This is a genomic window from Allostigmatella hybrida, from assembly GCF_020103775.1.
In the GTDB taxonomy this organism is placed as follows: Bacteria; Myxococcota; Myxococcia; order Myxococcales; family Myxococcaceae; genus Hyalangium; species Hyalangium aurantiaca.
Map to the genome: position 1 here is coordinate 1 of NZ_JAHXBH010000040.1, position 22,156 is coordinate 22,156.

The following is a 22,156-nucleotide window of genomic DNA, read 5'->3' on the forward strand; positions in this document are numbered from 1 at the left end:
CCCACTCTCCATGCCCGGACGGCTCTTTGACTCGCTCGTCCGGGGACTACCCCCTCCATCACCTTGAAAGGGGTGGCCGTGAGGACCCAATTTGCAGAACGGGTAGGCACCCGTAATAAGGAGCCGCGCAGGAACAGATTTTGCTCTGGGAGAGAACACCCAGCCCGGGAGGCAATCCCTATCCTGAAAACTTATTCTTGCGCAGTTCCGTCTGACAGCAGAAAGGCGGCGAGGTCATCTGCAAGCCCTGGGGCAGCCAGAACGGAGAGCTATTCGCCAAGTCCGCTTTCCCTCTGAACATGAGCCGACGGATGGTGACGTGTCCTGGTGGGCAGAGCCAGCCCTTCACATTGGGCAGCGTGGTGGAGTTTGAGGCCCAGAAGTGCGCGGGCTGTCCGCTTCGAGAGAAGTGCACGAGCGCGGCCCCCGGCCAAGGCAGGACGGTGTCCATCGCTGAGAACGAGCCTCTTCAGCACCAGTTGCGCAAGCTGACGAAGAGCCCTGCGGGGCGAGCGCGCTTGCGCCAGCGCGTCAGCGTCGAACACCGATTGGCTCATCTGTCGCGAAGGCAGGGGCCTCGCGCCCGGTATCGAGGCATTCGCAAGAACGTCTTTGATTTGCGTCGCGCTGCCGCCCTTCAGAACATCAAGTCGTGGCAACGGCTCTCAGCGCCCATTCAGCAGAAGGGTGGGTCGGTGACGGGCTCCTAAACCGGTCGGTGTTCTAGGCTTTCGCCTGCGGCGCCCAAATGACATAGCAAAGAATGCCGGAACGTTTTGCCCGTTCTTCCGCCGGAGAAATGGCAATTGCGCCGGTATGCCAAGGGGTTTCCCCACATCCACCGCATTTTTGCTCTCCTCCATTACTACCGCAGCATCGGATCGGTTCCCGCCAAAGTCCGGCAGTGCGGGCGGCGCGAGGTTCAATTCCCGGAAAATGTCGGAAAAGTCCTCACCGAGTCCGGAAAAAAATCGTACGATAGGCATTTGGCATGGTCTGGCGGGAGCCGAGATGGAACGGAGGGCTTCCATCCGTTATCGAAAGTCCATGCGAAACGTATTTCGGGACACGCATGGGAATACTCAAAGATTCGCTGAAGGTGGTGAACGAAATTGTCACCCTGGGCGGGGCAAGCAGGCTGGAAGAGTCGAAACGGGCCTACCAGGAAACGTACGATGGATACCTCGGCCTGTACAAAAAGGCGGAAGGGTACAAGAGAGAAGTCGAAGAGAATGTGAAGGCCATCGGGCTCGCGCTGACCGAGGCGAAGGCCTACCTCGAAAAATCGGAAAAGCTCATCGAGCCGAGCGTACGAGACAAAGGCGGGCTGAACGTCGGTTACAGGATGCAGGCCCTGGACAAAGTCGGCCGGTTCAATTCCGGATTTAACTCGGCGATAAACGTCGGAGCGGGATCGATAGCCGGGGGAAGCATGGCGGTCGGATCCTGGGCATTGGTTACGGCACTGGGTTCCGCCTCCACCGGGGCCGCCATTTCCGGGCTGTCGGGTGTGGCCGCGACCAACGCGACCTTGGCTTGGTTCGGCGGCGGTGCTTTGGCCGCTGGCGGGGCCGGCATGGCCGGCGGCGCCGCGGTGCTCGGTGGACTCTTCGCGATCCCCCTCGTTTATTTTGCAGCCAAAGGATCCCACAAAAGGGCCAAGGAACTCGAGGAGGCAAAAACGGAACTTGAGGAGACCATCGTACGAATCCGTGAGCAGATCGTTGCGTTCCCTGACATCCTCGCGGACGCGAAGGACAAGAAACGCCAGACCTCCAAGCTCTGCAAAGACTTTATTACCGACGTGATCAAATACTCGGGAGACATCCGGCCGTATGGGATCTTCAGCGCGGCGAAACAGAAACTTCGCTCGCTCGTCGGCAAGGATCCCTATACCCGGGAGCAGGCCGAGGCGCTCGAGCGCCTGACCCAGTCTGTAACGGGGTTCCTCGCCGAATTGGGAATCCGCGCAGGTGCGTAAACACTGCTGTGCTTTGGATTCAGGAAGATCCTTTTCAGGTGCGGGCACCAGATGGTGAGCGCCGATCGGCGGTACGCGTAGGTATCGTCGAACCCTGAATCCGTCAGCCAACGCTTGAAGGCATCGATGAACTCCATGGAGGCCGCAATGGCCTGAGACACGAGGCCTGCATAATGCAGGCCGGGGCCGCGCAGGAATAAAGTTTCAGTTTGCGGGTGCCCAATGCCGTGCCCATCAATGTAGGCATGGACATAGAGGAAGTCATCGCGACGAAGTACCAAGCGCTTGAGGGCGGACTCACCGAGTCCGTCCGGCGGAGGTGGGCGGCCGCGGAGGCGCGAGCGATCGGTCGAGGCGGAGCGACGCGCGTCTCGCGTGCGACAGGGGTTTCCTTGCCGACTATCCGCAAGGGCATCCGTGAAATAGGCAAGGGGCTCAAGTTATCACCCGACCGGCAGCGCCGTCCTGGCGGTGGCCGAAAGCCTCTCACGAAGGGGGATAGGAGTCTCACGAAGGATCTGCGCCGTCTTGTTTCACCTGTGACGCGCGGTAGCCCCACCTCGCCGCTGCGCTGGACGTGCAAGTCCACGTACCACCTGGCGGAGGAACTCCAGCAGCAGGGGCACCCGGTGAGTGCACGCACTGTGGCCGCCCTGCTCCACGGCATGGGGTACAACCTGCAGTCCAACCGCAAGGTCCATGAGGGCGCACAGCACCCGGACAGGGACGCGCAATTTGGCCACATCGCCGAAGAGGTGCAGCATTTCCAATCGAGGGGGCAGCCGGTCATTTCTGTGGACACCAAGAAGAAGGAGTTGGTGGGCCTGTTCTGGCAAGGAGGAAGGGAGTGGGAGCGGAAGGAGAAGCCCAAGGAGGTTGGCGTCTACGACTTCCCTGACGAAGCGGCGGGCAAGGCCATCCCCTATGGAGTCTATGACGTGGGTGCCAACTCAGGCTGGGTGAATGTGGGGATGGACCACGACACACCTGCCTTCGCCGTTGCCAGCATCCGCGCTTGGTGGCAGCACATGGGGCACCGACGCTATCCGAAAGCCCGGGAGGTGCTCGTGACGGCGGACGCGGGGGCAGCAACAGCGCGCGCGCTCGGCTGTGGAAAGTTGAATTGCAAAAGCTGGCAAGCGATACCGGCCTCTCCATTTTCGTCTGTCATTTCCCACCGGGCACGAGCAAGTGGAACAAGATCGAGCACCGTATGTTTTGCCACATCGCGGAAAACTGGCGTGGGCACCCGCTCGTCAGCTACGAGGTGGTCGTCAACCTCATCGCCTCCACCGCGACACACCAAGGACTGCGCGTGCGCGCCGCGCTCGACAAGCGCTCCTATCCAATAGGCGTCGACGTCAGCCGCCAGCAAATGGCCGCCCTTCACCTCGAGCGCTCCAACTTCCACGGCGAGTGGAACTACACCCTCCGGCCAAACTGAAACTTTATTTCTGCGCGGCTCCATTAGAAGGTGTTCCGCTGTAATTGTGAGGTGTTATGGCTCATCCGAGGTATTGGGTCGTTCACGTGCAATTACTGGCACATAACAGAAGCCCTTCCACTCGAACCAATCGTTTCCACAAGGGGGAGAGACCGTTCCGACTTGCACCCAGCAGGCTCGACTGATTTCCACCTCCCCCTTCGGACGGCAGGGCGCCCGCTTCTGCCCTTTGAGCGGCTCCTTGGGCATATCGAGTGCCACGCTCTGCCAGGAGTTTCTCTCCTCAACGTGCTCCAGTCTTGCGATGGGCACCATTTCTACGGCCGCATCCGCCAGCCCGACTCTTCCTGCGTCTTCCTGGCCTGCATCAGCCACGGGCTTCAATGCCTCATCGGGAATGTATCGCGCCGAAAGAGCCACCAAGAGGTAAGCCAGCAGCACCACCCCCGCCGGAACGACCAGGGCCAGCCCCCGCCAGGGGGGCGTTGTACCGAATGGGGATAAGACAGGGACGGTCGGCGCCGAGTGCTCCACCGGGCCGTTCAAGGGAAGGTCTGCGGCCATCCCCGCCCCCGCCGCGGCCTGCTCCAATACTTTGGCCCATACGTGCGCATCCCCTCGTTTCCCGGGCGCGTCCGCCAGCATCCTTTCGATGAACCCCGACAGCTCCGCGCTCACCCGCCGGTTCAGGGCATGCGCGGGGGCTCTCACCCACCGGGCAGCGTGCCTCCTGGCTTGCTTCGCCTCCAGGTCCGTTCCCGGCGGGGGATACTCTCCCGTCACCAGCCGGTACGCCGTCACCCCCAGCGCGTAGATGTCGTCACCGGTGTCTGCCTCGTACGCCCGGCCCTCCTTGCGCTGCGCCCACAGGTGTCTCAGCGCCTGCGGGCTCCGGTAGGGCCTCGTTCCCGGCGCCAGCGGCCCCTCCGTCAGCGCCTTCGCCCCCGCGTACGTCCCGCACCCGAAGTCCATCAACCACACCTGCCCCCCAGGCCCCACCAGCACGTTGTCCCCCTTCACGTCCCGGTGCAGCCCCTGCGCCCCGTGCGTGGCCTCCAGCGCCCCGGCCAGCCTCGCCAGCACCTGAAGCACCTGCCGCGAGTTGGGGCTGCTCAGCCGGCCCCACTCGTACAGCGGCATCCCCTCCACCCACTCCATCACCAGGTACGGGTACGGCAGGTTCCACATCCCCCCGCACCACTCGCCCTGATCCAGCAGCCTCGGGACGCCCGGGTGGCGGATGCGCGACAGCAGCTGCGCCTCGCGCTCGAAGCGCTCATCCCGAGGGTGCAGCGCCAGCTTCAGCGCCACCTCCTCTCCCTCCTCCGGGCCCGCCCGCACCGCCCGGTACACCACCCCATAGGTGCCCCGGCCGCCCCGGCCTGTCAGGCGCCAGGGCCCTAGCAACGTGCCGGGGCCGAGGGCATCGGGGGACTCTTCTTCCATGGCATGTCTCCAGGCGCGGGCCGCTCATCTGCCCGCACCCTACGCCTTGAGTCCCTCTGTGTCAGCACCCCCTCTTGGGTAGTGCTCCCGGGCCCCCTGAGTCCTCAGGGGGAGAACGAGGCACAGACCCGCACGCCAATCGCGGCGTCGCGCGCCGTCGGGTCTCCCACGGAGATGTTCGCGATGTGTGCGCCAAACGAGTCGTAGTACCAGGCGCCGCCCCGGAGCACGACGCGCCCGAACTCCGGCGTGGTCGACCGGGTGATTTCAAAGGCATTGCCCGCCACGTCCTCCAACCCGAACGGGCTCACCGTGGCCGGATAGGAGCCCACGGCGTCGGGCCCGAAGGCCGTGGGCTGCCGGTCATAGGTCGTGTCGATGTTGGCGTCATCGGGCTGCAGCTGGTCCCCATGGGGATAGCGGCGGCCATCGGCGCCCCGGGCCGCGTACTCCCATTCGTTCTGGCTGCACAGGCGCGCGCCGGGCAGACGCCCCGAGCGGTCCAGCCAGTAGAAGTAGCCCACCAGGTCCTCCGCGGAGACGCCGGACAGGGGGAACTGGCGCCAGTCCGCCGTGTTTCGCACCGTCCGTCCCGGATACCGGAACGTCTCTCCCTCCTTCGCCGAGAAGACATCCTCGGGCGACCGGTAGAAGGAGAAGACCCACCCCACCCCGGGTTGATGCCTCAAGGTCACGGCCCCCGTGGAGCTGAAGCGGGGCTGTTCGAGCAGCCGCCGCACGGGGGCATCCGCGGGCAGGGCATTGAGATAGGCCAGCCAGTCCCCGAACGTCACCTCCCGCTGCCCAATCACATACCCCTCGGTGAGACAGAACCGGTGCAACGGAGGGCTGAGCATGAAGACCCGCACCTCCTCGGGCTCGGCGCTGCCCATCAGGAAACAGCCCGGCGGGATGTAGACATGGCCCGCGGGGACCTCGGTGGGGAGCGTGAGGCGGACCTGCTCACGGGCGCCATGCTCCAGGCGCAGCGGCAGCCGCACCGGCACGCGGCCCGGCGCCGTGACTTGCAGCAGATAGGAGCCCTCGGGCAGGAGCAGTCCCGAGAGGGGCGTCTGGCCCCAGCGGCGGATCCCCGGCACGGGCTCGCGGTGCAGCGTCCCCTGCACCTGGGTATACCGCTCGATTTCCACGTGGGCCCCGGGAGGCTCCGTCACGAGCATGAGCTCCGCGGGGGCCTGGAGCCGCTTCAGCCACGCCTCTCCGATCTGCCCAGCGCCGGTCACCTGCTCCAGGCGCCGGAGCCATTCGCTGTGCTCACGCCGCTGGTGGAAGCGCTCGGCGAGGAGCACCTGCTCATAGACGACCTCCGCGATGAGCCCGCGCGTGGCCCCATCCCCGCGATCGCGATCGAGCGCCTTCTGGAGAAGTTGGCCCGCGTGGGAAAAGGCCCCCTCGGCCTGCTCCCGCAGCGAGAGGGCCTCGGCCCATCGCCGCTCGGCGGCGGCCCTGCGGCCATGAGGGCCCGGCAAGGTCTCGGTCCCCGAGGACGGAGAAGGCCGGCCGTCGAACAGCGCCAGCGCCTCCTCGCGGCGCGCCCGGGCCTGCTGCGCGAGGGAACGGCCCACCGCGAGCCCTTCCCCCACCTGCCGTACCTGGGCGTCGACGAAACGCGTGTCCTCCAGGTACGTCTGCAGGCGAAGGCTGCCATAAGAGGCGACGACGGCCAGGGGAACCGCGAGCACGGCCAGCCGGCGGCCCCACCGCTGGCGTGTCACGGCGCCCCGGGAGGCCGCCAGGAAGGTCTGCTCGCGCGGCCCCAGGGAGGCAAGCTCGAGCAGGGACGCCTCATCGAGCTGACGCTGTCCCCAGAGCGCCTCCCGGGCGTGCCGCAGGCGTTCCCACTCCGCGCTTGCCACCTCGAGCCGCTTGCGCACCGCGCGGTGTCCAATCCCGTCGTCCAGCCAGCCCCGGAGCGTGCCCCAGCTTGCGATGAGGGAGTCATGGGCCAGCTCGCAGCGCGGCTGCCCCCCGGCCATGCGCGTGTGCAGGAGACGGCCTTCGATGAGTGCCCGGAGGGCGGCCTGGGACGCCTCATCCCCGGCGCGGGTGAGCTCCGCCTCGCTCCGCTCGATGCGCGTGCCCTCCTCCGTGACGAGTTGGAGGAGCAGGCGCCGCGCCGCCTCGCGCTCAGGAACACTCAGGCGCGCGAGCACCTCGTCCGCATGCCGGGACAGCGCACCCGCCACGCCCCCCATCGCGTCGAGCGCCTCCCGGGTGATGCGGCCTTGCGCCGGGTTGCGCCGCTCCCACAGCTCGGCGAGCGCGAATTGGAGCGGGGGCAGGCTTCCCACCCCGTGCGCCGTGGACTCGACGAGCATCTGGACGAACTCACCGGACTCGAAGGCCACCCCCCGGCTGCGCGCGGGACCGACGATGGCCTCGCGCACCGCTTCGGGCGGCATGGGCCGGAGAATGTAGAGCGCCCGTTCGGCCTCTTCCCCCAGGCCCGGCAACGCGCACAGGCGCGTCAGGAAGTCGCCGCGCACCGTCAGCAGGACGCGCACCCCCCGCGAGGGCAGGGCCAGCTCCCCGAGGAGCCGGGCGAAATGGGCCGCCTGGGCGGGCTCGGAGAGGGTGATGAGCTCCTCGAGCTGATCGACGAAGAGGACCAGGCCCCGCCCTTCCTGGTGGGCCTCGCGCAACGTCCGTCCCAACCACGCGGGCGCGTCCGCGAACGTGGTGGCGAGCTCTGCCTCCCCGAGGCCCAGGACCGGCGCGAGCTCGGCGGCCAGGGCATCGAGCGGGCGGCGGCCGGGCCACATCGTGAGGATGATTCGCTCACGGGCCCCTCCCAGCATCCCAGCGTCCACCCGGGGCAGCACGCCCGCGCGGCACAGCGAGGACTTGCCCGTCCCCGAGTCTCCGGCGACGAGCACCAGCGGCCGGTGGCGAAGGCGTTCGAGCACCGCGTGAATGTCGGCATCGCGTCCGAAAAAGAGGGCCCGGTGCTCGGCCTCGAAGGGCGCCAGGCCCCGGTAGGGATTGCTGTCCCCCAGGGGAACCGGGGCGCAGATCCGTTCGAGGCGTTCAAGCGCCTCACAGAGCGCCTCGGCCGAGGCGAAGCGCTCGAGCGGGTCATGGGCGAGGCACCGGGCGATGATCGCGGAGAAGTCCGGATCCAGCTCCGGTCCGCCTCCCTCCCGCGGAGCCGCCTCCTCCGGTCCGGGGGGCGCGGCGCGGGGAAGCGCTCCCGTGCACAGCTCGTGGAGCAAGACGCCCAGGGCATAGAGGTCACTTCGAGGGGTCGCGGGAGCCCGCTCCAGCAGCTCGGGCGCCATGTAGGGCCGCGTCCCCACGACAAGCTGCGGGTGGGAAGACGGGCCGGACACCCCAGGCCCAAAGCGCTCGGCCAGACCGAAGTCCAGCAGCTTCACCTCGCCGTCCCGGGTGACGAAGGCATTGGAGGGCTTGAGGTCACGGTGGAGCACGCCCTGGCGATGGGCCGCCGCGAGCCCCCGGGCCAGTCCGACGCCGAGCGTCAACACCCGGCGCCAGGGCACCGGCAGGGGCAGCTCCGCGAGGCTCTGGCCAATCACGTACTCCGAAACGATGTACGGATGCCCGCTCACCTCCCCTACGCGAAACACAGTGACAACGTTTGGATGCTGCAACCGGGCAATCGCGCGGGCCTCGGTGTCGAAGTAGGAACGGACCCAGGGGTCGGGCTGACCGGAGGCAATGAATTTCACCGCGACGTGCCGATCCAGCGACGTGTCGTGCGCCAGGTAGACAATGCCCATGCCGCCGCGGCCAAGCTCACGCTCGAGGCGGAACTCGTCGAACACGAGGGGCGGCTCCCAGACATGCCCCGGTGGCGCCGAGGGGGCACTGGCGGCGCCGGACCGTAGTGGGTTGACCGGCCCCCCCTCCAGGCCCCCGCGCGACACCGAGGCGAGGAGGGTCCGGCAGGCCTCACACCCCGCGGCGTGCTGGTGAACCAAGGCCAATGCCTCGTCCGGCAACCGGCCATCCAGCAGGTCGATCAAAACATCGTCGGTCAAGCACTCGGATGCGCTCAATCCATTGTCGAGGGAGGAGGACGGACGCATGGGGTCGAGGCGTTGAAGGCCTCGCGCAGCACATGATACAGGAACGCCCATGGAGCAGGTGCCCTCGTTGGCCACGGCGTTTCTCATGCACGCGAAGGCGCGCTTCGTTCCTCCCGAGCATGGCGCTGCTTTCGAGAGCCTGCTCGTCCATGCCTGGGAGACCGCACGCGCGCAGTGGCCCGCCGTGGCGCTCCCCGCCGAATCCTTCGTGGCGTACCTCGCCGAGCGGCTTCCCGAGACACCCCCTCAGAGTCCCCTCGAACCGCTCCTCGCGCAGATGTCCCTGGCGGAGCTCTTCCTCGCCTGTGCTTGCGTACGAGGGATTCCCTCCGCCCTGGAACTCTTCGAGCGCCATTACCTCGCGAGGCTGCCCGCGTTGCTCCGGAGCCCCAAGCAGCCCGATGCGATGATCGATGACGTGTGCCAGTTGGTGCGGGTGAAGATCCTGGTTCCCACGGGCGAAAGCGGCCCCAAGATCGCGGAGTACACCGGACGTGGCGCCTTGCTGAGCTGGGTGCGCGTCACCGCCGTGCGCATCGCCATCAAGCTGCAGGCCGTCGAGAAGCCCACGGCGCATGAAGACACGGACACCCTCTTCGCGGCGCTGCCGGCGCCTGGGGCCGATGCGGAGCTGGATCTCATCAAGCGGCGCCACCACACCGATTTCCGCCAGGCCGTGAGCGAAGCCTTCTCCGGGCTCTCGAATGACGAGCGCCATCTGTTCCGCCTGTACTTCGTCGATCAGCTGTCGATGTACGAGCTGGCCGCGCTCTTTCGCGTCAATCAATCCACGGTCTCCCGCTGGCTGAAGACCGCGCGGCAGCGGATTTATGAGGAGACGCAGCGCCGCTTGCAGGCACGGCTGGGCCTCTCCCCCCGCGACTTCAAGAGTTACCTGGCCGTGCTCGACAGCCAGCTCGAGCTGGGCATCAGCCAGCTCCTGCGCGCCGAGGACGAGGCGCCCCGGGCTCAGAAGCCAGATTGCCCCCCATAGGACTGGTTGCGCAGCAGCGCCGCCGCCGGGCTCAGGTCCACGCGCCGCACCGCGCAGCGGTCCCCCTCTCCCAGGTCGAGCACCGCGTCCGCGCTGAAGCGGCCGGGACACTCCTGAAGCACTGTCTCCAGGGCACGGCCATCGCGGGTCCGCGCCAGGCAGGTGGCGCCATCCGGCGCCCAGGCGGCCTCGAACGAGGCCCGCGCGACATCCCATTCCGCCGAGGACTCCGTCGTCCGGGCCAGCACCCCGAGCCGGTCGTACATGTCGATGGCGGTTTCCTGGCGCGTGTGGCTGCGGCCATTGCCGCAGTAGTCCGCGCGGGCCATGCGCGTACACGCCTGGTGGAGGGCCGCCAACGACTGCCCCTCGCGGTGCTCCCAGGGCTTGTAGCCCCAGCGAATGCACTTGGTGAGGGCGCCATTCTCGCAGGCGAAGGTGAGCTGGCCGGGCACGTCCTGACGGGCGCCGCTCGCATCCCAGACGCCTTGAATCGCCAGCGCCCGGGGGTCCGGCACGCGGTCCAGGGCGACGCAGGGGTTCTCCCACTCCTGGGCCAGCGCGTTCCAGGTCTCGATGCGGTACCAGACCATCCCGGGGTCCTCGGCGGAGGGCTCGGCCCCGCAGATGGCCACCTCCACCGGCTTGCCGTCGCCCGCCTTTCCCTGGAGCACGGTGCCGACCACCCCCCTGCCCACGGGGAGCCCAGACCCGGAGGTGGAGACGGCCACCAGGCGCCCACCGTCGAGCTTCAGGGCCTTCACCTGATCATCCGCCTGCCGCAGGGGCTCCAGGCTGGCGGAGACGAGCACGCTGCTGCGCTCATCGGCCGCCTTGCCGGCATCCCAGTCCCGCCGGGTGCCCCACAGCAGGGTCCCCTGGGGTTTGACGGTCCGCTGGGGCGCCCGCGACTGGCACCTCCGGTCGTAGCGCTCCGCGCCGGGCGCGGGCGGGCTCCCTCCGGCTGGCCGGGGACTCCCTGCGTGCGCCAGCAGGGAGAATGAGACACACGCCCAGGCCAGCAGCCACTTCTTCATCGCGATCATCGCGCTCCTCCACCTTCAGGCCGATGGGGACCGCTCGCGGGTCCGCCGCCGGAAGAGAGCCGGAGACCGGAACATTCATGCAGGGAAATTCGGCGGCGGGCCTCCCCCCACGGCCAAGTGCTTGTTCTTCCTGGCTGTTCAGTGGCCCACACTTTTTCTGCATCATTTGGCTGCTCCTTGCCTCCTCCAAGAGGGGGCGGGCCCGTCCCTTCAAAGGAGAAGCACGTGGAGAACCTTGCCGCGACGCAGACCGTGGAGCTCGAGTTCGATTCCGAGGTGGCCCACAGGGCCTTCCTGGCCGCCCTCAAGCTTCTGCAGGATGAGCAGACGCTGAGCTCCCTGCCCCTGCCCGCCGAGGGCGAGGCGGCGTGCGACTTCTGCTCGTGCACGTTGTAGGGAGGGGCGCCCGGCCCGTGGCCCGTTGCGGCGAACGCGGGCCCGGCACAGGATCCGCGAGGTGGACAGTCCCTCCGGAACCATTCGCGCCCTGATGCTCGCCCAGGAGCGAGGCACGCCCATGAAGCGCGTCCTCGAAGCCGAGGCCGTGGAAGGCCAGGGCTTCGCCGGCGACCGTCATGCCAAGAAGAAACCCCACGGCAAACGGCAACTGCTGCTGCTCGATGAGGCCTCCCTCCAGACCTTGAGGCTGACGCCGGGAGAGCTGAAGGAAAACGTGGTGCTCGCGGGGCTGCCGCTCGAAGCACTGCCCGCAGGCCAGCGCCTGGCGCTGGGAGCGCACGTGGTGGTGGAGCTGACGGAGCCATGCGTGCCCTGCTCAAAGCTGGAGCGCATCCGCCCAGGCCTGCTCAAGGAGTCCTGGGGCCAGCGGGGCCAGCTCGCCAAGGTGCTCCACGGAGGCACCGTGCGGGAAGGCGACGGCGTGCGGCTGCTCGACGTCAACCCAGACGCCCCCCGCCCCATTCGTCCCAAGCTTCCCTGAAACACAAACAAGCAGTCAGTAACGGCTGATTTTCAGTGCCGCGAGGCCATTACTTACCGATGAGCTGAGGGACTGCGTGAGCAGTGTCAGATTGCCGAAACCATTCAGAAACACTCGCCACAGCTTCGCGCGGTGATACCCGCGTCGAAGCTGTCATACGGCGCGGTGGTGGACGTGCAGATCAGGTGTCCGACGTTCACCGTCCAGGTGCAGCCCCGCTCGCATGTCCACTCCACGAACCCCGAATAGCCCGCAGGACAGCTCACCGCGGCCTGCTCAGCCTGCGGAAGGTTCTCGGCGGCCTCTTCCTCCGTCGCGCCACCACATCCCAAAGACAGCAATCCCGCCGCCAACACCACGCCCTGCATCAAGGTCTTGAAAGCCATGCGTCTCTCCTGGAATCCCTTCCGGGTTTATCCCAGTTTACACGATACGCTTCAGGCGCGCGGGTGCGCGGCGTCGTAGACCTGCTGGAGCTGCTCCACCGTGACGTGGGTATAGCGTTGCGTCGTGGACAGGCTTGCGTGCCCCAACAGCTCCTGGATGCTGCGCACGTCCGCGCCTCCGCCCAGCAGGTGTGTGGCAAACGAGTGGCGCAGCGCGTGAGGGCTCACCTTGCGCGTCAAGGCGCACTTCACCACGTACGTGTCCAGGTGCCGGGCGATGCTTCGCGGCGTCAGGCGCCCGCCCCGGTAGTTGAGGAACATGGCCTCCGGGTCTTGGCCCGCGTGCACCGTGGCCAGCAGCTCCCCCCGGCGCGCCAGATAGGCCTCCAACGCCCGGATGGAGGGCTCGTTCACCGGGCACAGGCGCTCCTTGCTGCCCTTGCCCATCACCCGGACGATGCGCCCGCTCCGGTCCACGTCCAGCAGGTTCAGGCCGCACAGCTCGCTGATGCGCAGGCCGCCGCCGTAGAGAATCTCCAGGATGGCCCGGTCCCTCAGCCCCAGCACCGTCTTGAGCGACGGCATCTCCAGGATGGCGAACACCTCGTCCACCGGCAGCACCTTGGGCAGGCTCTTGGGCAGCTTCGGGCTCTTCACCAGCTTGGCGGGGCTCGCCGGGAGCAGCTTCTGCCGCACCAGGTACCGGTAGAAGGACTTGATGCTCGCCAGCCGCCGTCCCCGGCTCGACGCGGCGTGGTCCACCGCCAGCGTGCCCAGGTACCCGCGGATCGCCGCGTGCGTGCCCGCCAGCAGCGTGAGCTTCATCGTCCCCACCAGGTACTTCTCGAAGTCGGTGAGATCGATGAGGTAGTTGCGCACCGTGTGCGGCGAGGCCCCCTTCTCGTGCTCGAGGTGGACCCGGAACTTCTCCAGCAGTGGCGACAGCGGCTCCATGGCGTGAAGCGTAGACGGCTTCGGGCCGCCCGCAAGCTTCCCCTCAGGCGGCGATGCTGCGCAGGAACCGGAAGTGCACGCCCTTGGGACGGATGCGCGGCGACATCGGCGTTGCCACCGGCGCATCGCCCAGGAACACCGAGGCGAAGAGCCGCTCCGCCGTGGCCCGGCTGACCGTCATCCGTTCGGCCAGCTGCGTATACGTGAACGTGTGCACCAGCCCGCCGCTCAGCACGTAGAACTGGAGCTGCGCCAGCTTCACACCCCGGGCCACGTGCCGGTACTCGCGCAGGAAGCCGTTCTGCGTGCCGAAGGTGGCGGGGCCCTCGGCCACCAGCTCGAACTGCTCCGTCACCTTGCGCAGCATCGGCAGCACCCGCGCCGCGTGCTGCACCAGCCCCTCCCGCGGCGCCGCCGGCTCGGACGACACCGCCAGGCTGCTGCGGAAGCCCTTCTCCATCGGCCCCACCGCGACGATCTGCGTCGCGTCCGACCAGCCCTCCGGCAAGGACATCCTCAGGTTGCCGTGCTGCATCGTTCGCGAACTCATGGGCGGGGTGTCCTTCTGGGCCGGGAAAGCCGCCCCGGTGCTCCGTGGCGGCCTTTTATCCACATTATCTCACCATGTGCTCCGTTGTTTCCGCTACACCTACCTTTGCCTTCACCTTAGAAGGCAAGAAACCTAGGGCTGGGCCGGGGCGGTGTACACGCCGGGCGCGGCGCCCTCGCTGATGAGGAAAGCGACGAGCGAGTCCCCCTCGCCCGCGAAGTAGGCGGGGATCTTCACCCGCTGCTCCAGCGTCTTCCGGGCCTGCGTCTTCACGTCGTAGACGGCCACGTCGTAGGAGTCCGAGTCCATGCGCGCGTAGGAGACGAGGACGCGCTGGCCATCCGAGGAGAGCTTGTAGCTGAAGATGCTCTGGAGCCACGTGACCGGCTCGGCCTGCGTCTTCGGCAGGGCCAGCGCCTTGAAGTCACACGCCCGGCCCTCGCGAATGCAGTTGGTGCGGAAGACGACCTCCTTGTCTCCCGGCGTGAAGCCGTAGCCGAAGACGCCCGGGTGCACCTTCTCCGAGGCCTCCGCCCCCACCTCGTAGATCATCAAGTCCACCGAGTAGATGGGCTTGAGGAAGCGCGAGAGGAACGCCACGTACTTGCCCTCCGAGCCCCAGGTGAAGTTGGGCACGCGGTTGCCCACCTGCTTCGTCGTCCCATCCGGCAGCTTCACCACGCTCATCAGCCCCGCGCGCGCCGAGGGGTCATACCGCTCCAGGAAGCCCAGCGCCCCAGAGTCCGGCGCGAAGGAGAACTCCTCCACGCGCTCGCCCACCTTGCGCCCGGCGCTCCCGTTGGCGGGGCCCACCGTCAACTCGCCCAGCTCCTCGGGCTTGCCGTTCTCCGTGCGCGCCAGCCACTGGCTGTCCGGCGAGAACCCGAACGCCTTCGTCCCCGTGGCCACCTGCCGGGGCTTCAGGTCCGCCAGGTCCGCGATGAACAAGTCGTACATGCCACGCACGGCCTCGCTGCGCACCTGCCACGCTACGTGGCGGCCGTCCTTGGACACCTCGTAGTCGCCCACGTAGTCGCCCAGCTTGCGCGGGGCCTCCGCGGGCTGCTCCACCCGCACCGCCGCCAGCCCGCCCGCGGCCACCAGCTTGCGCTTGAAGAACAGCACCTTGCCGTCCGGGGTGAACTGGGCCGTGGACACCTCGCCGCCCACGTCCTGGAAGGGCCCCTGCGGCAGCGGGCCCAGCTTCAGCACCCCGCCGTCCACGAAGGCCACCCGCTGCCCGTCCGGGCTCGGCAGCATGTACGTCACGTTCGTGCCCAGCTTCACCGGCTCGGCGGTGGGGTCCGCCAGCGGCTGCGCGTACAGCGCCCCGGACTGGCTCGCCGGGTTGTAGCCGCCCAGGAACAGCACGTACCCCGGCTTCGCGGTGAAGAGCAGGCCGCCCGGCACGTTGGTGACGCCCTCGCCCAGCTTGCGCGGCGTGCCGCCCGCCGCCGGGACGAGGTACAGCTCGCCCAGCACCATCTGCGGGGGAATCCCGTCGAGCCGGGGCTTCTTCGCCTCCAGCAGGTAGGTGAGGAACTGGCCATCCGGCGTCACCCGCAGGTCCACCGCCTTGCCCGGGGCCAGCAGCGTCCCCATGCCGCCCACCAGCGCGCCCTTGCTCCGGCTGGGGGCCGCACCGCCGCCCGCGCCGCTGGACTTGGACTCCTCGCGCTTGCACCCCACGCCGCAGAGCGCCGCGAGCGCTCCCACCATGACGAGACGACGAAACCGCATCACGCGCTCCTCTGCTGCAGGGTCTCTCCCACGGCCACGGTAGGCAGCCACGTGAGCAGGTCTTCCTGCGCCCGCGCCGCGTACCGCGCCCGCTTCTCCGCCTTCTTCACCCGCCCGGGCAGCGGCGGGAACAGGCCGAAGATGATGTTCGAGGGCTGGTGCGGGTAGTCCGGCGGGTGCGCCTCGCCCGTCACGTGCCGGTACAGCGAGCCCAGCGCCGTGGTGGCCGGGGGTGGGACGAGCTCCTGCCCCGTCAGCCGCGCATGCACCGCCAGCGCCGCCAGGTAGCCGCACGCCGAGGACTCCACGTAGCCCTCCACCCCGGTAATCTGTCCCGCGAAGAACAGCCGCCGCTCCGCCTTCAGCGACAAGTCCCTGTCCAGCAGCCGCGGCGAGTCGATGAACGTGTTGCGGTGGATCTGCCCCATGCGCAGGAACTCCGCGTCCTTCAGCCCCGGGATGCAGGTGGTGAAGATGCGCTTCTGCTCGCCCCAGGTCAGCCGCGTCTGGAAGCCCACCATGTTCCACGCCGTGCCGGCCCGGTCCTCCATGCGCAGCTGCACCACCGCGTAGGGCGCCTGGCCCGTGCGCGGATCCATCAGCCCCACGGGCTTCATCGGCCCGAAGGCCAGCGTCTCATCGCCCCGCTCCGCCATCACCTCGATGGGCAGACACCCTTCGAAGTACTTGGGTTCCTCGAAGCTGTGCGGGGTGAGCTTCTGGCCCGCCTTCACCTCGGCGATGAAGCGGTAGTACTCCTCCTGGTTCATCGGCAGGTTGAGGTAGTCGTCCCCATCGCCCTTGCCGTAGCGGCTCTGGCGGAAGGCGATGTCCAGGTCGATGGAGTCCCCGGAGACGATGGGCGCGATGGAGTCATAGAAGTAGAGCTTCTGCCCCACGTACCGCTCCAGCTCCCGCGTGAGCGCGTCCGAGGTGAGCGGCCCGGTGGCCACCACCACCAGCCCGTCCGGCAGCGTCTCCACCTCGCCGCCCACCACCTCCACCAGCGGGTGCTCGCGCACCGCCTGCGTCACCGCGTCCGAGAACTGCTCCCGGTCCACCGCGAGCGCATCGCCGGCCGGCACCCGGTGCGTGTCCGCCCGCCCCAGGATGAGCGAGCCCACCGCGCGCAGCTCCGCGTGCAGCAGCCCGATGGCGCTCTCCGGGTTGTCCGAGCGGAAGGAGTTGGAGCACACCAGCTCGGCGAACTGATCCGTCTTGTGGGCTGGTGAGCGCTTGTGCGGCTTCATCTCCCGCAGCGTCACCGCCACCCCTCGCCGGGCGAGCTGCCAGGCACACTCACTGCCCGCCAGCCCTCCACCAATCACTGTCACGCGCGGCTTCGCTTCCGGCATCTCTGACTCCTCCAGGGCCCATCGGCGCCCGTCCGGGACGCTGTTAGCAGGACTGCCCTGCCCTTTCCCAGCAGGGAAAACACCCCCGTACACCCCGTGACGCAGGCGGCCCCCGCCTGCCTAGCCGCTCACCGTCCCAGCACCTCGCTCCCGAGGGGGAGCCGGTTTCCCTACCTGCTCAGCACCCCTACGTTTCTCGCGTTCACCCATCGGGAAGCAGGACCCGGTGAGCCCATTTCACCTCGTGAGGGAGCCACTTTGGCCATGACTCGAGTCAATGAACTGCTGAGAATCCGAGAACTCCTGCAGCGCCGCCGCCGGGAAATCCTCACGGTGAGCCTGGGGACCCACCGGGAGCTGGACGCGCTCAAGCAACAGGAGAAGGACCCCGAGTACGAGGAGGGGGCCCAGTCCGAGCTGGCCGACTACACGCTGTCCAGCCTGGTCGAGGCCCAGCGCCGGGAGATCATGCTCATCGACGCCGCGCTGCGGCGCATGGATGAGAACGTCTTCGGGGAGTGCGTGGACTGCGGCACCGAGATTCCCATGGAGCGCCTGGAGGCCATGCCCTTCGCCATCCGCTGCGAGGAGGATGCCACCAGCCACGAGCTGGAGACGCGCGGCGGGCGCATGGCCACGTCGTCCCTGTAGCGGCGGCATGCGGGGCCGGGGCACACGTGCCCCGGGCCCCACCGGCTACTCCGCGCCCTCTTGCATGAGGACCACGAACCGGTAGTTCTCCAGCTCGTTCTGGCCGGCGGTGTAGAGGATGGTGAGCAGCATGTCATAGGGGACCTTCTTGTCCCCGATGATGGACAGCTCCCGGCTGAAGGGGGCCGCCGGGTTGCGATCGGCGATGTACTTCAGCTTCTCCACTTCCTTCTTGAGCTGGGCATCCAGCCCCAGCACGAGCCGCCCCTGGAGCTGATCCGCGGGCACCTGCCCATTCACCAGCCGCACCACTTCCTTGTCCCCCACCAGGATGTTCTTGGGGGTGATGGTGACGGCCACCGTGTCGCGGGGCGTGGCGCGGGTGGTGGAGATGGGGGGCCGCACATCCTCCGAGGCCGTCACCGACGCGGACGACGAGGCGAAGGACTTGAGCAGGAACACCAGGAGGATGGTCATCATGTCCATCATCGCGGTGATGTTCAGCTCCTTGATTTCGCCCGCGGCGTCGCGCTCCTTGCGCTTCTTGCGCGCCATCGCCTTGCGGTAGCGCATCCGCAGGAGCTGCTCCTCCTGGGCGGGGGTCTTCACGGGGGAGACGGGCGCGCCAGCCATGCTCAGAACCCCGCCAGCGTGACGTCCGGGAACAGGAGCCGCCGGGGCGAGCCCGGTGTCTCCCGGCAGGTGTCCATCGTCTGGATGAGCGTGTCGTAGGGCACGTCCGCGTCCGCGGCGATGATGACCTTGGTCTCCGTGGGGAAGGCCTTCTTGATCTCCAGCATGTTGGCCCCCAGCGCCTCGAAGTCGTAGCCCCCATCCGCCTTGAGGGGGATGGTGGGCGCGGTGCCATCGCCCAGGATGGTGTTCTCGCTGTTGACGAAGTAGCCCTTGCGGGAGATGAGCACGCTGAGCGTCAGCTTGGGCTGATCGCCCGGATCCTGCTGGACGCCCGCGGACGGGCCGCCATAGCTGGGCGCGCTCACGTTCAGGATGCCGAACGAGGCCAGACCGGTAATCGACAGCAGCATGAAGATGATGAGGTTCATGAGGATGTCGAGGTAGGGGACGATGTTCAGCTCCCCTGTCTCCTCGTCCTCACGAGGCTTCAGCTTCCGCCGCGAGAAGTAGAACGCCATGCGGTGCTCTCCCCCGCTCAGGCGGCCCGCGTGTCCGTGTCGCCCGGCTCGCCGGCGTTGCGGCGCGACAGCAGGTTCTCCAGCCGCAGCGCGTTGAGCTCCACGCTCTCCACCATGCCCTTCGAGTACGAGGTGAGGATGAGGTGGAAGACGATGCACAGCACCGCGATGGACAGCGCGAAGGCCGTGTTGTTCATGGCCTTGGAGATGCCGTCCGAGAGCAGCTGCTGCTTCTGCTCCGCCGGCACGTTGCCGAGCGCCTGGAAGGTGCCGATGAGGCCGAAGATGGTGCCCACCAGCCCCACCAGGGTGGCGATGTTCGCCAGGGACCAGAGCCAGGGGATGCGCGCCCCCACGTGAGGGGTGTGCTCCACGAGGGCCTCCTCCACGGCCTTGGCCACCTCGATTTCGCCCCGGTTGGCGCGGGTGAGCCCGGCGCGGATCACCTTGGCCAGGGGGGCGTTGGGCGCCGCGCTGCACAGCTTCACCGCGCGGTCCACGTTGCCCGTCATGACGAGCTTGGAGATCTGCTCCATGAAGGGCGGCGCATGGAGGTTGTAGCGGAACATGAGCGTGAAGAAGCGCTCAGCGGCCACCGCCAGGGAGCACGCGAACCAGAAGAGGTTCACGAACATGAAAGGGCCGCCGTCCTTGAAGAACTTCACGACGGAGTCCACCACGCCCAGCTTGCCGCCCTCCGGAGCCGCAGCCAGCAGCAGTCCGTCCAGCAGTTCGCTCATCAGGGGGATCATCGCGCTGCGAATCCTTTCGATGCCCCCCGGGTCCAACGCCCTCCGCGCATTCACGGAGGGTGGACACCCCGGCAGGAATCGGGCTCCACTTTTAGAGGGCGCCTGACGAGGGTGTCAAGGCGCCCTCTGGCTACCTGCCGGGAATGCTTGGTGTTTCAGGCAGCAGAGGGAGCGCTTGCCTCGGCCGGCTGCTGAACCTCGCGCCGGTAGTCGCATTCCTTGTTGGGACAGGCCACGTAGACGCCGTCCCGCTTGGAGAACTTCTGCAGCAGGTAGGGCGACTGGCACTGGGGGCAGCTCTCCGCCAGGGGCCGGTCCCACGCGGCGAACTTGCAGTCCGGGTAGCGGTTGCAGCCGAAGAAGATCTTCCCCCGCCCGCTGCGGCGCTCGGTGAGGTAGCCCTGCTTGCAGTCCGGGCAATTCACGCCGATGGAGATGGGCTTGGAAGTCTTGCAATCCGGGTAGCCCGAGCAAGCGAGGAAGCGCCCGAAGCGGCCCCGTTTGATCACCATGGGCTTGCCGCAGTTCTCGCACTTCTCGTCCGTGGTCTCCTCCTCCACGATGACGATCTTGCCCTCCGCGTCCCGCTTGAAGTCCTTGGTGTTCTTGCAGTCCGGGTAGTTGGAGCAGGCCAGGAAGTGGCCCATCTTCCCGAACTTGATGACCAGCGGGTTGCCGCACTTCTCGCAAGGAATGTCGGTCTTGATCTCCTCGCGCTTGACGTCGCGCATCTCCGCCTCGGCCTTCTCGAGCGTCTCCTTGAAGGGCCCGTAGAAGTCGTGGAGCACGGCCTTCCAGCTCGTGCCGCCCTCGGAGATCTGATCCAGCTTCTCCTCGAGGTCCGCGGTGAAGGCGACGGCCATCTCCTTGGGGAAGTGCTTGACCAGCATCTCGTTGGTCATCACCCCCAGGTCCGTGGGCCGGAAGCGGCCCTCCAGCTTCTCCACGTACTTCTTGTCCTGGATGGTGGACAGAATGGCCGCGTAGGTGGAGGGACGGCCGATGCCCTGCTCCTCCAGCTCCTTCACCAGCGTGGCCTCGGAGAAGCGCGGCGGCGGCTGGGTGAAGTGCTGCTCGTTGAGGAGCTTCTGCAGGCGCAACATGTCCCCCTCGTTGAGCGGGGGCAGCTCGCCGGTGGCCTCCGCCGATTCGGCGCCCTCGTCGCCCGCGGCCTTGGCCTTCTCGTTGGCCGCCTCTTCCTCGGGCGTCAGCCCGGCGCCATACACCTTGAGGTAGCCGGGGAACTTCAGCGTGGAGCCCGAGGCACGGAACGTGGCCCGCCCCGCGGCGATGTCCGCGCTCGTCTGGTCATACACGGCGGGCTTCATCTGGCAGGCCACGAACCGGTTCCAGATGAGCTCGTAGAGCCGGAACATGTCCTCCTCGCCCATCTGGTCGAAGAAGGGACGCACCCGCTCGGGCGGGTACTCCAGGGACACGGGCCGGATGGCCTCGTGCGCGTCCTGGGCGCTCTTCTTGCTGCGGTACGCCACGGGCTCCTCGGGCAGGTAGTCCCCGCCGTAGTGGCCGCCGATGTACTCGCGCACCTGCTTCACCGCGTCGTCCGACAGGCGCGTGGAGTCCGTACGCATGTACGTGATGAGCGCCGTCTGACCCTCCTCGCCCATGGGAATGCCCTCGTAGAGGCGCTGGGCGAGCGTCATCGTCTTCTTGGCGGTGAAGTGCAGCCGGTTGGCCGCCTCCTGCTGGAGCTTGGAGGTGATGAACGGCGCGGGCGCGTTGCGGCGGCGCTCGCGGCGGTCCACCTTGGCGACGGAGAAGTCCGCGCCCTGCAGCTCCGCCACCAGCCCGTCGGTCGTCTGGCGGTCCTTCAGCTCCACCTTCTTGCCGTCGATCTTGGAGAGCTTGGCCTTGAAGGGCGGCGGGCCCGAGGCGCCCTCCAGCAGCGCATCCAGCGTCCAGTACTCCTGGGGCTGGAAGGCCTTGATCTCATCCTCGCGCTCGCAGATGAGCCGCACGGCCACCGACTGCACGCGGCCCGCAGACAGCCCCCGGCGGATCTTCTTCCAGAGCAGCGGCGAGATTTGATAGCCGACCAGCCGGTCCAGGATGCGCCGCGTCTGCTGCGAGTCGTAGCTCTCCTGGTTGAGCTGGCGGGGCTGGGCGATGGCCTCCTGGATGGCCTTCTTGGTGATCTCGTTGAAGAGCACCCGGTAGGAGTCCTTGTGGCCCAGCTCCTCGAAGATGTGCCAGGCGATGGCCTCGCCCTCGCGGTCGGGGTCCGTGGCCAGGAACACCTTGTCCACGGACTTGGCGGCCTTCTTCAGCTCGTTGAGCACCTTCTCCTTGCCCTTGATGACCTGGTACTCGGGCTGGAAGTCGTGCTCCACGTCCACGCCGATCTTGCTCTTGGGCAAGTCCTTCACGTGGCCCACGGAGGCCTTCACCGTGTAGCCCGTGCCCAGGTACTTCTTGATGGTCTTCGCCTTGGCGGGCGACTCCACGACCACCAGGTAGTGCGGGCCCTTGCCACGCGGCGTGGCCTCCTCTTCCTCGCCGGCCGACACTTCCACCGTGGCCAGCGAGCCCGCGTCCTTGGGCTTCTTGGAGGCCGTCTTCTTCTTGGCGGCCGCCTTCTTGGCCGCTGGACGCTTTGCCTTCTTCTTGGCAGCCGTCGTCTCCTCGGCCTCGGTGCCTGTCTCGTCCGCCTTCTTCTTCCGCGTGGCCATGAC

The 22,156-nt window shown here is 67.6% G+C and carries 18 protein-coding genes and 1 pseudogene; 7 read left to right on the plus strand and 12 right to left on the minus strand.

What is annotated here, in order from left to right:
• Positions 1-215: 215 nt before the first annotated feature.
• The 3 genes and pseudogenes from KY661_RS34140 to KY661_RS34150 all read left to right on the plus strand — a co-directional run.
• Positions 216-710, plus strand: a pseudogene (locus KY661_RS34140) (transposase); the annotation flags it as partial.
• Between the two features lie 362 nt (positions 711-1,072).
• A complete protein-coding gene (locus KY661_RS34145; protein WP_225414170.1) occupies positions 1,073-1,981 on the plus strand; it encodes a hypothetical protein in 909 nt (302 codons plus the stop codon).
• A gap of 245 nt (positions 1,982-2,226) precedes the next feature.
• Positions 2,227-3,425, plus strand: a protein-coding gene (locus tag KY661_RS34150; RefSeq protein WP_225414212.1) for an ISAzo13 family transposase whose coding sequence is annotated in 2 segments (ribosomal slippage) — positions 2,227-3,061 and positions 3,061-3,425 — 1,200 coding nt in all. Because the reading frame shifts where the segments join, the coding sequence is not laid out codon by codon here.
• Between the two features lie 54 nt (positions 3,426-3,479).
• Here the strand turns inward: KY661_RS34150 and KY661_RS34155 are convergent.
• Both KY661_RS34155 and KY661_RS34160 read right to left on the minus strand, forming a co-directional pair.
• A complete protein-coding gene (locus KY661_RS34155) occupies positions 3,480-4,871 on the minus strand; it encodes a serine/threonine protein kinase (protein ID WP_225414171.1) in 1,392 nt (463 codons plus the stop codon).
• Between the two features lie 104 nt (positions 4,872-4,975).
• Entirely contained in the window at positions 4,976-8,893 is a 3,918-nt protein-coding gene (locus tag KY661_RS34160; protein ID WP_225414172.1) for a bifunctional serine/threonine-protein kinase/formylglycine-generating enzyme family protein, read from the minus strand.
• Between the two features lie 97 nt (positions 8,894-8,990).
• Between KY661_RS34160 and KY661_RS34165 the strand changes: the two genes are divergently transcribed.
• Entirely contained in the window at positions 8,991-9,935 is a 945-nt protein-coding gene (locus KY661_RS34165; RefSeq protein ID WP_225414173.1) for a sigma-70 family RNA polymerase sigma factor, read from the plus strand.
• Here the strand turns inward: KY661_RS34165 and KY661_RS34170 are convergent.
• Complete coding sequence (locus tag KY661_RS34170) at positions 9,911-10,981, minus strand: ADYC domain-containing protein (RefSeq protein WP_225414174.1); 1,071 nt, start codon at positions 10,979-10,981, stop codon at positions 9,911-9,913. The genes KY661_RS34165 and KY661_RS34170 overlap by 25 nt on opposite strands.
• Positions 10,982-11,206: 225 nt before the next feature.
• On the opposite strand from KY661_RS34170, the gene KY661_RS34175 reads away from it, so the two are divergent.
• On the plus strand, positions 11,207-11,377 hold the full coding sequence (locus tag KY661_RS34175) for a hypothetical protein (protein WP_225414175.1): 171 nt from the start codon (positions 11,207-11,209) through the stop codon (positions 11,375-11,377).
• A 61-nt stretch (positions 11,378-11,438) separates the two neighbouring features.
• A complete protein-coding gene (locus KY661_RS34180; protein ID WP_225414176.1) occupies positions 11,439-11,921 on the plus strand; it encodes an MOSC domain-containing protein in 483 nt (160 codons plus the stop codon).
• Between the two features lie 104 nt (positions 11,922-12,025).
• Here the strand turns inward: KY661_RS34180 and KY661_RS34185 are convergent, their stop codons facing one another.
• The 5 genes from KY661_RS34185 to trmFO all read right to left on the minus strand — a co-directional run bounded on the left by KY661_RS34185 (position 12,026) and on the right by trmFO (position 16,906).
• The gene (locus KY661_RS34185) at positions 12,026-12,307 is read right to left on the minus strand and encodes a hypothetical protein (RefSeq protein ID WP_225414177.1); all 282 of its coding nucleotides are present in this window, start codon (positions 12,305-12,307) and stop codon (positions 12,026-12,028) included.
• 51 nt (positions 12,308-12,358) lie between these two features.
• Positions 12,359-13,261: a tyrosine recombinase XerC gene (locus KY661_RS34190; RefSeq protein WP_225414178.1), complete on the minus strand. Its 903-nt coding sequence runs from the start codon at positions 13,259-13,261 to the stop codon at positions 12,359-12,361.
• Positions 13,262-13,304: 43 nt separating this feature from the next.
• Positions 13,305-13,811 (minus strand): DUF1795 domain-containing protein, encoded by a 507-nt coding sequence (locus KY661_RS34195; RefSeq protein ID WP_225414179.1) that lies wholly within the window; start codon positions 13,809-13,811, stop codon positions 13,305-13,307.
• Between the two features lie 132 nt (positions 13,812-13,943).
• The gene (locus KY661_RS34200) at positions 13,944-15,551 is read right to left on the minus strand and encodes a gliding motility protein (protein ID WP_225414180.1); all 1,608 of its coding nucleotides are present in this window, start codon (positions 15,549-15,551) and stop codon (positions 13,944-13,946) included.
• Positions 15,551-16,906 (minus strand): methylenetetrahydrofolate--tRNA-(uracil(54)-C(5))-methyltransferase (FADH(2)-oxidizing) TrmFO, encoded by a 1,356-nt coding sequence (gene trmFO, locus KY661_RS34205; protein ID WP_225414181.1) that lies wholly within the window; start codon positions 16,904-16,906, stop codon positions 15,551-15,553. The genes KY661_RS34200 and trmFO overlap by 1 nt, the downstream gene beginning before the upstream one ends.
• 264 nt (positions 16,907-17,170) lie before the next feature.
• On the opposite strand from trmFO, the gene KY661_RS34210 reads away from it, so the two are divergent.
• Positions 17,171-17,557 (plus strand): TraR/DksA family transcriptional regulator, encoded by a 387-nt coding sequence (locus KY661_RS34210; protein WP_075010781.1) that lies wholly within the window; start codon positions 17,171-17,173, stop codon positions 17,555-17,557.
• Positions 17,558-17,602: 45 nt separating this feature from the next.
• Here the strand turns inward: KY661_RS34210 and KY661_RS34215 are convergent, their stop codons facing one another.
• From KY661_RS34215 to topA, 4 genes are all read right to left on the minus strand, one after another.
• Positions 17,603-18,190 carry an ExbD/TolR family protein gene (locus KY661_RS34215; protein WP_225414182.1) on the minus strand — a complete coding sequence of 196 codons (588 nt, stop codon included), beginning with the start codon at positions 18,188-18,190 and terminating at the stop codon, positions 17,603-17,605.
• A gap of 2 nt (positions 18,191-18,192) precedes the next feature.
• Complete coding sequence (locus KY661_RS34220) at positions 18,193-18,711, minus strand: ExbD/TolR family protein (protein WP_225414183.1); 519 nt, start codon at positions 18,709-18,711, stop codon at positions 18,193-18,195.
• 17 nt (positions 18,712-18,728) lie between these two features.
• A complete protein-coding gene (locus tag KY661_RS34225; RefSeq protein WP_225414184.1) occupies positions 18,729-19,463 on the minus strand; it encodes a MotA/TolQ/ExbB proton channel family protein in 735 nt (244 codons plus the stop codon).
• Between the two features lie 155 nt (positions 19,464-19,618).
• Positions 19,619-22,153: a type I DNA topoisomerase gene (gene topA, locus KY661_RS34230; protein ID WP_225414185.1), complete on the minus strand. Its 2,535-nt coding sequence runs from the start codon at positions 22,151-22,153 to the stop codon at positions 19,619-19,621.
• Between the last annotated feature and the right edge of the window lie 3 nt (positions 22,154-22,156).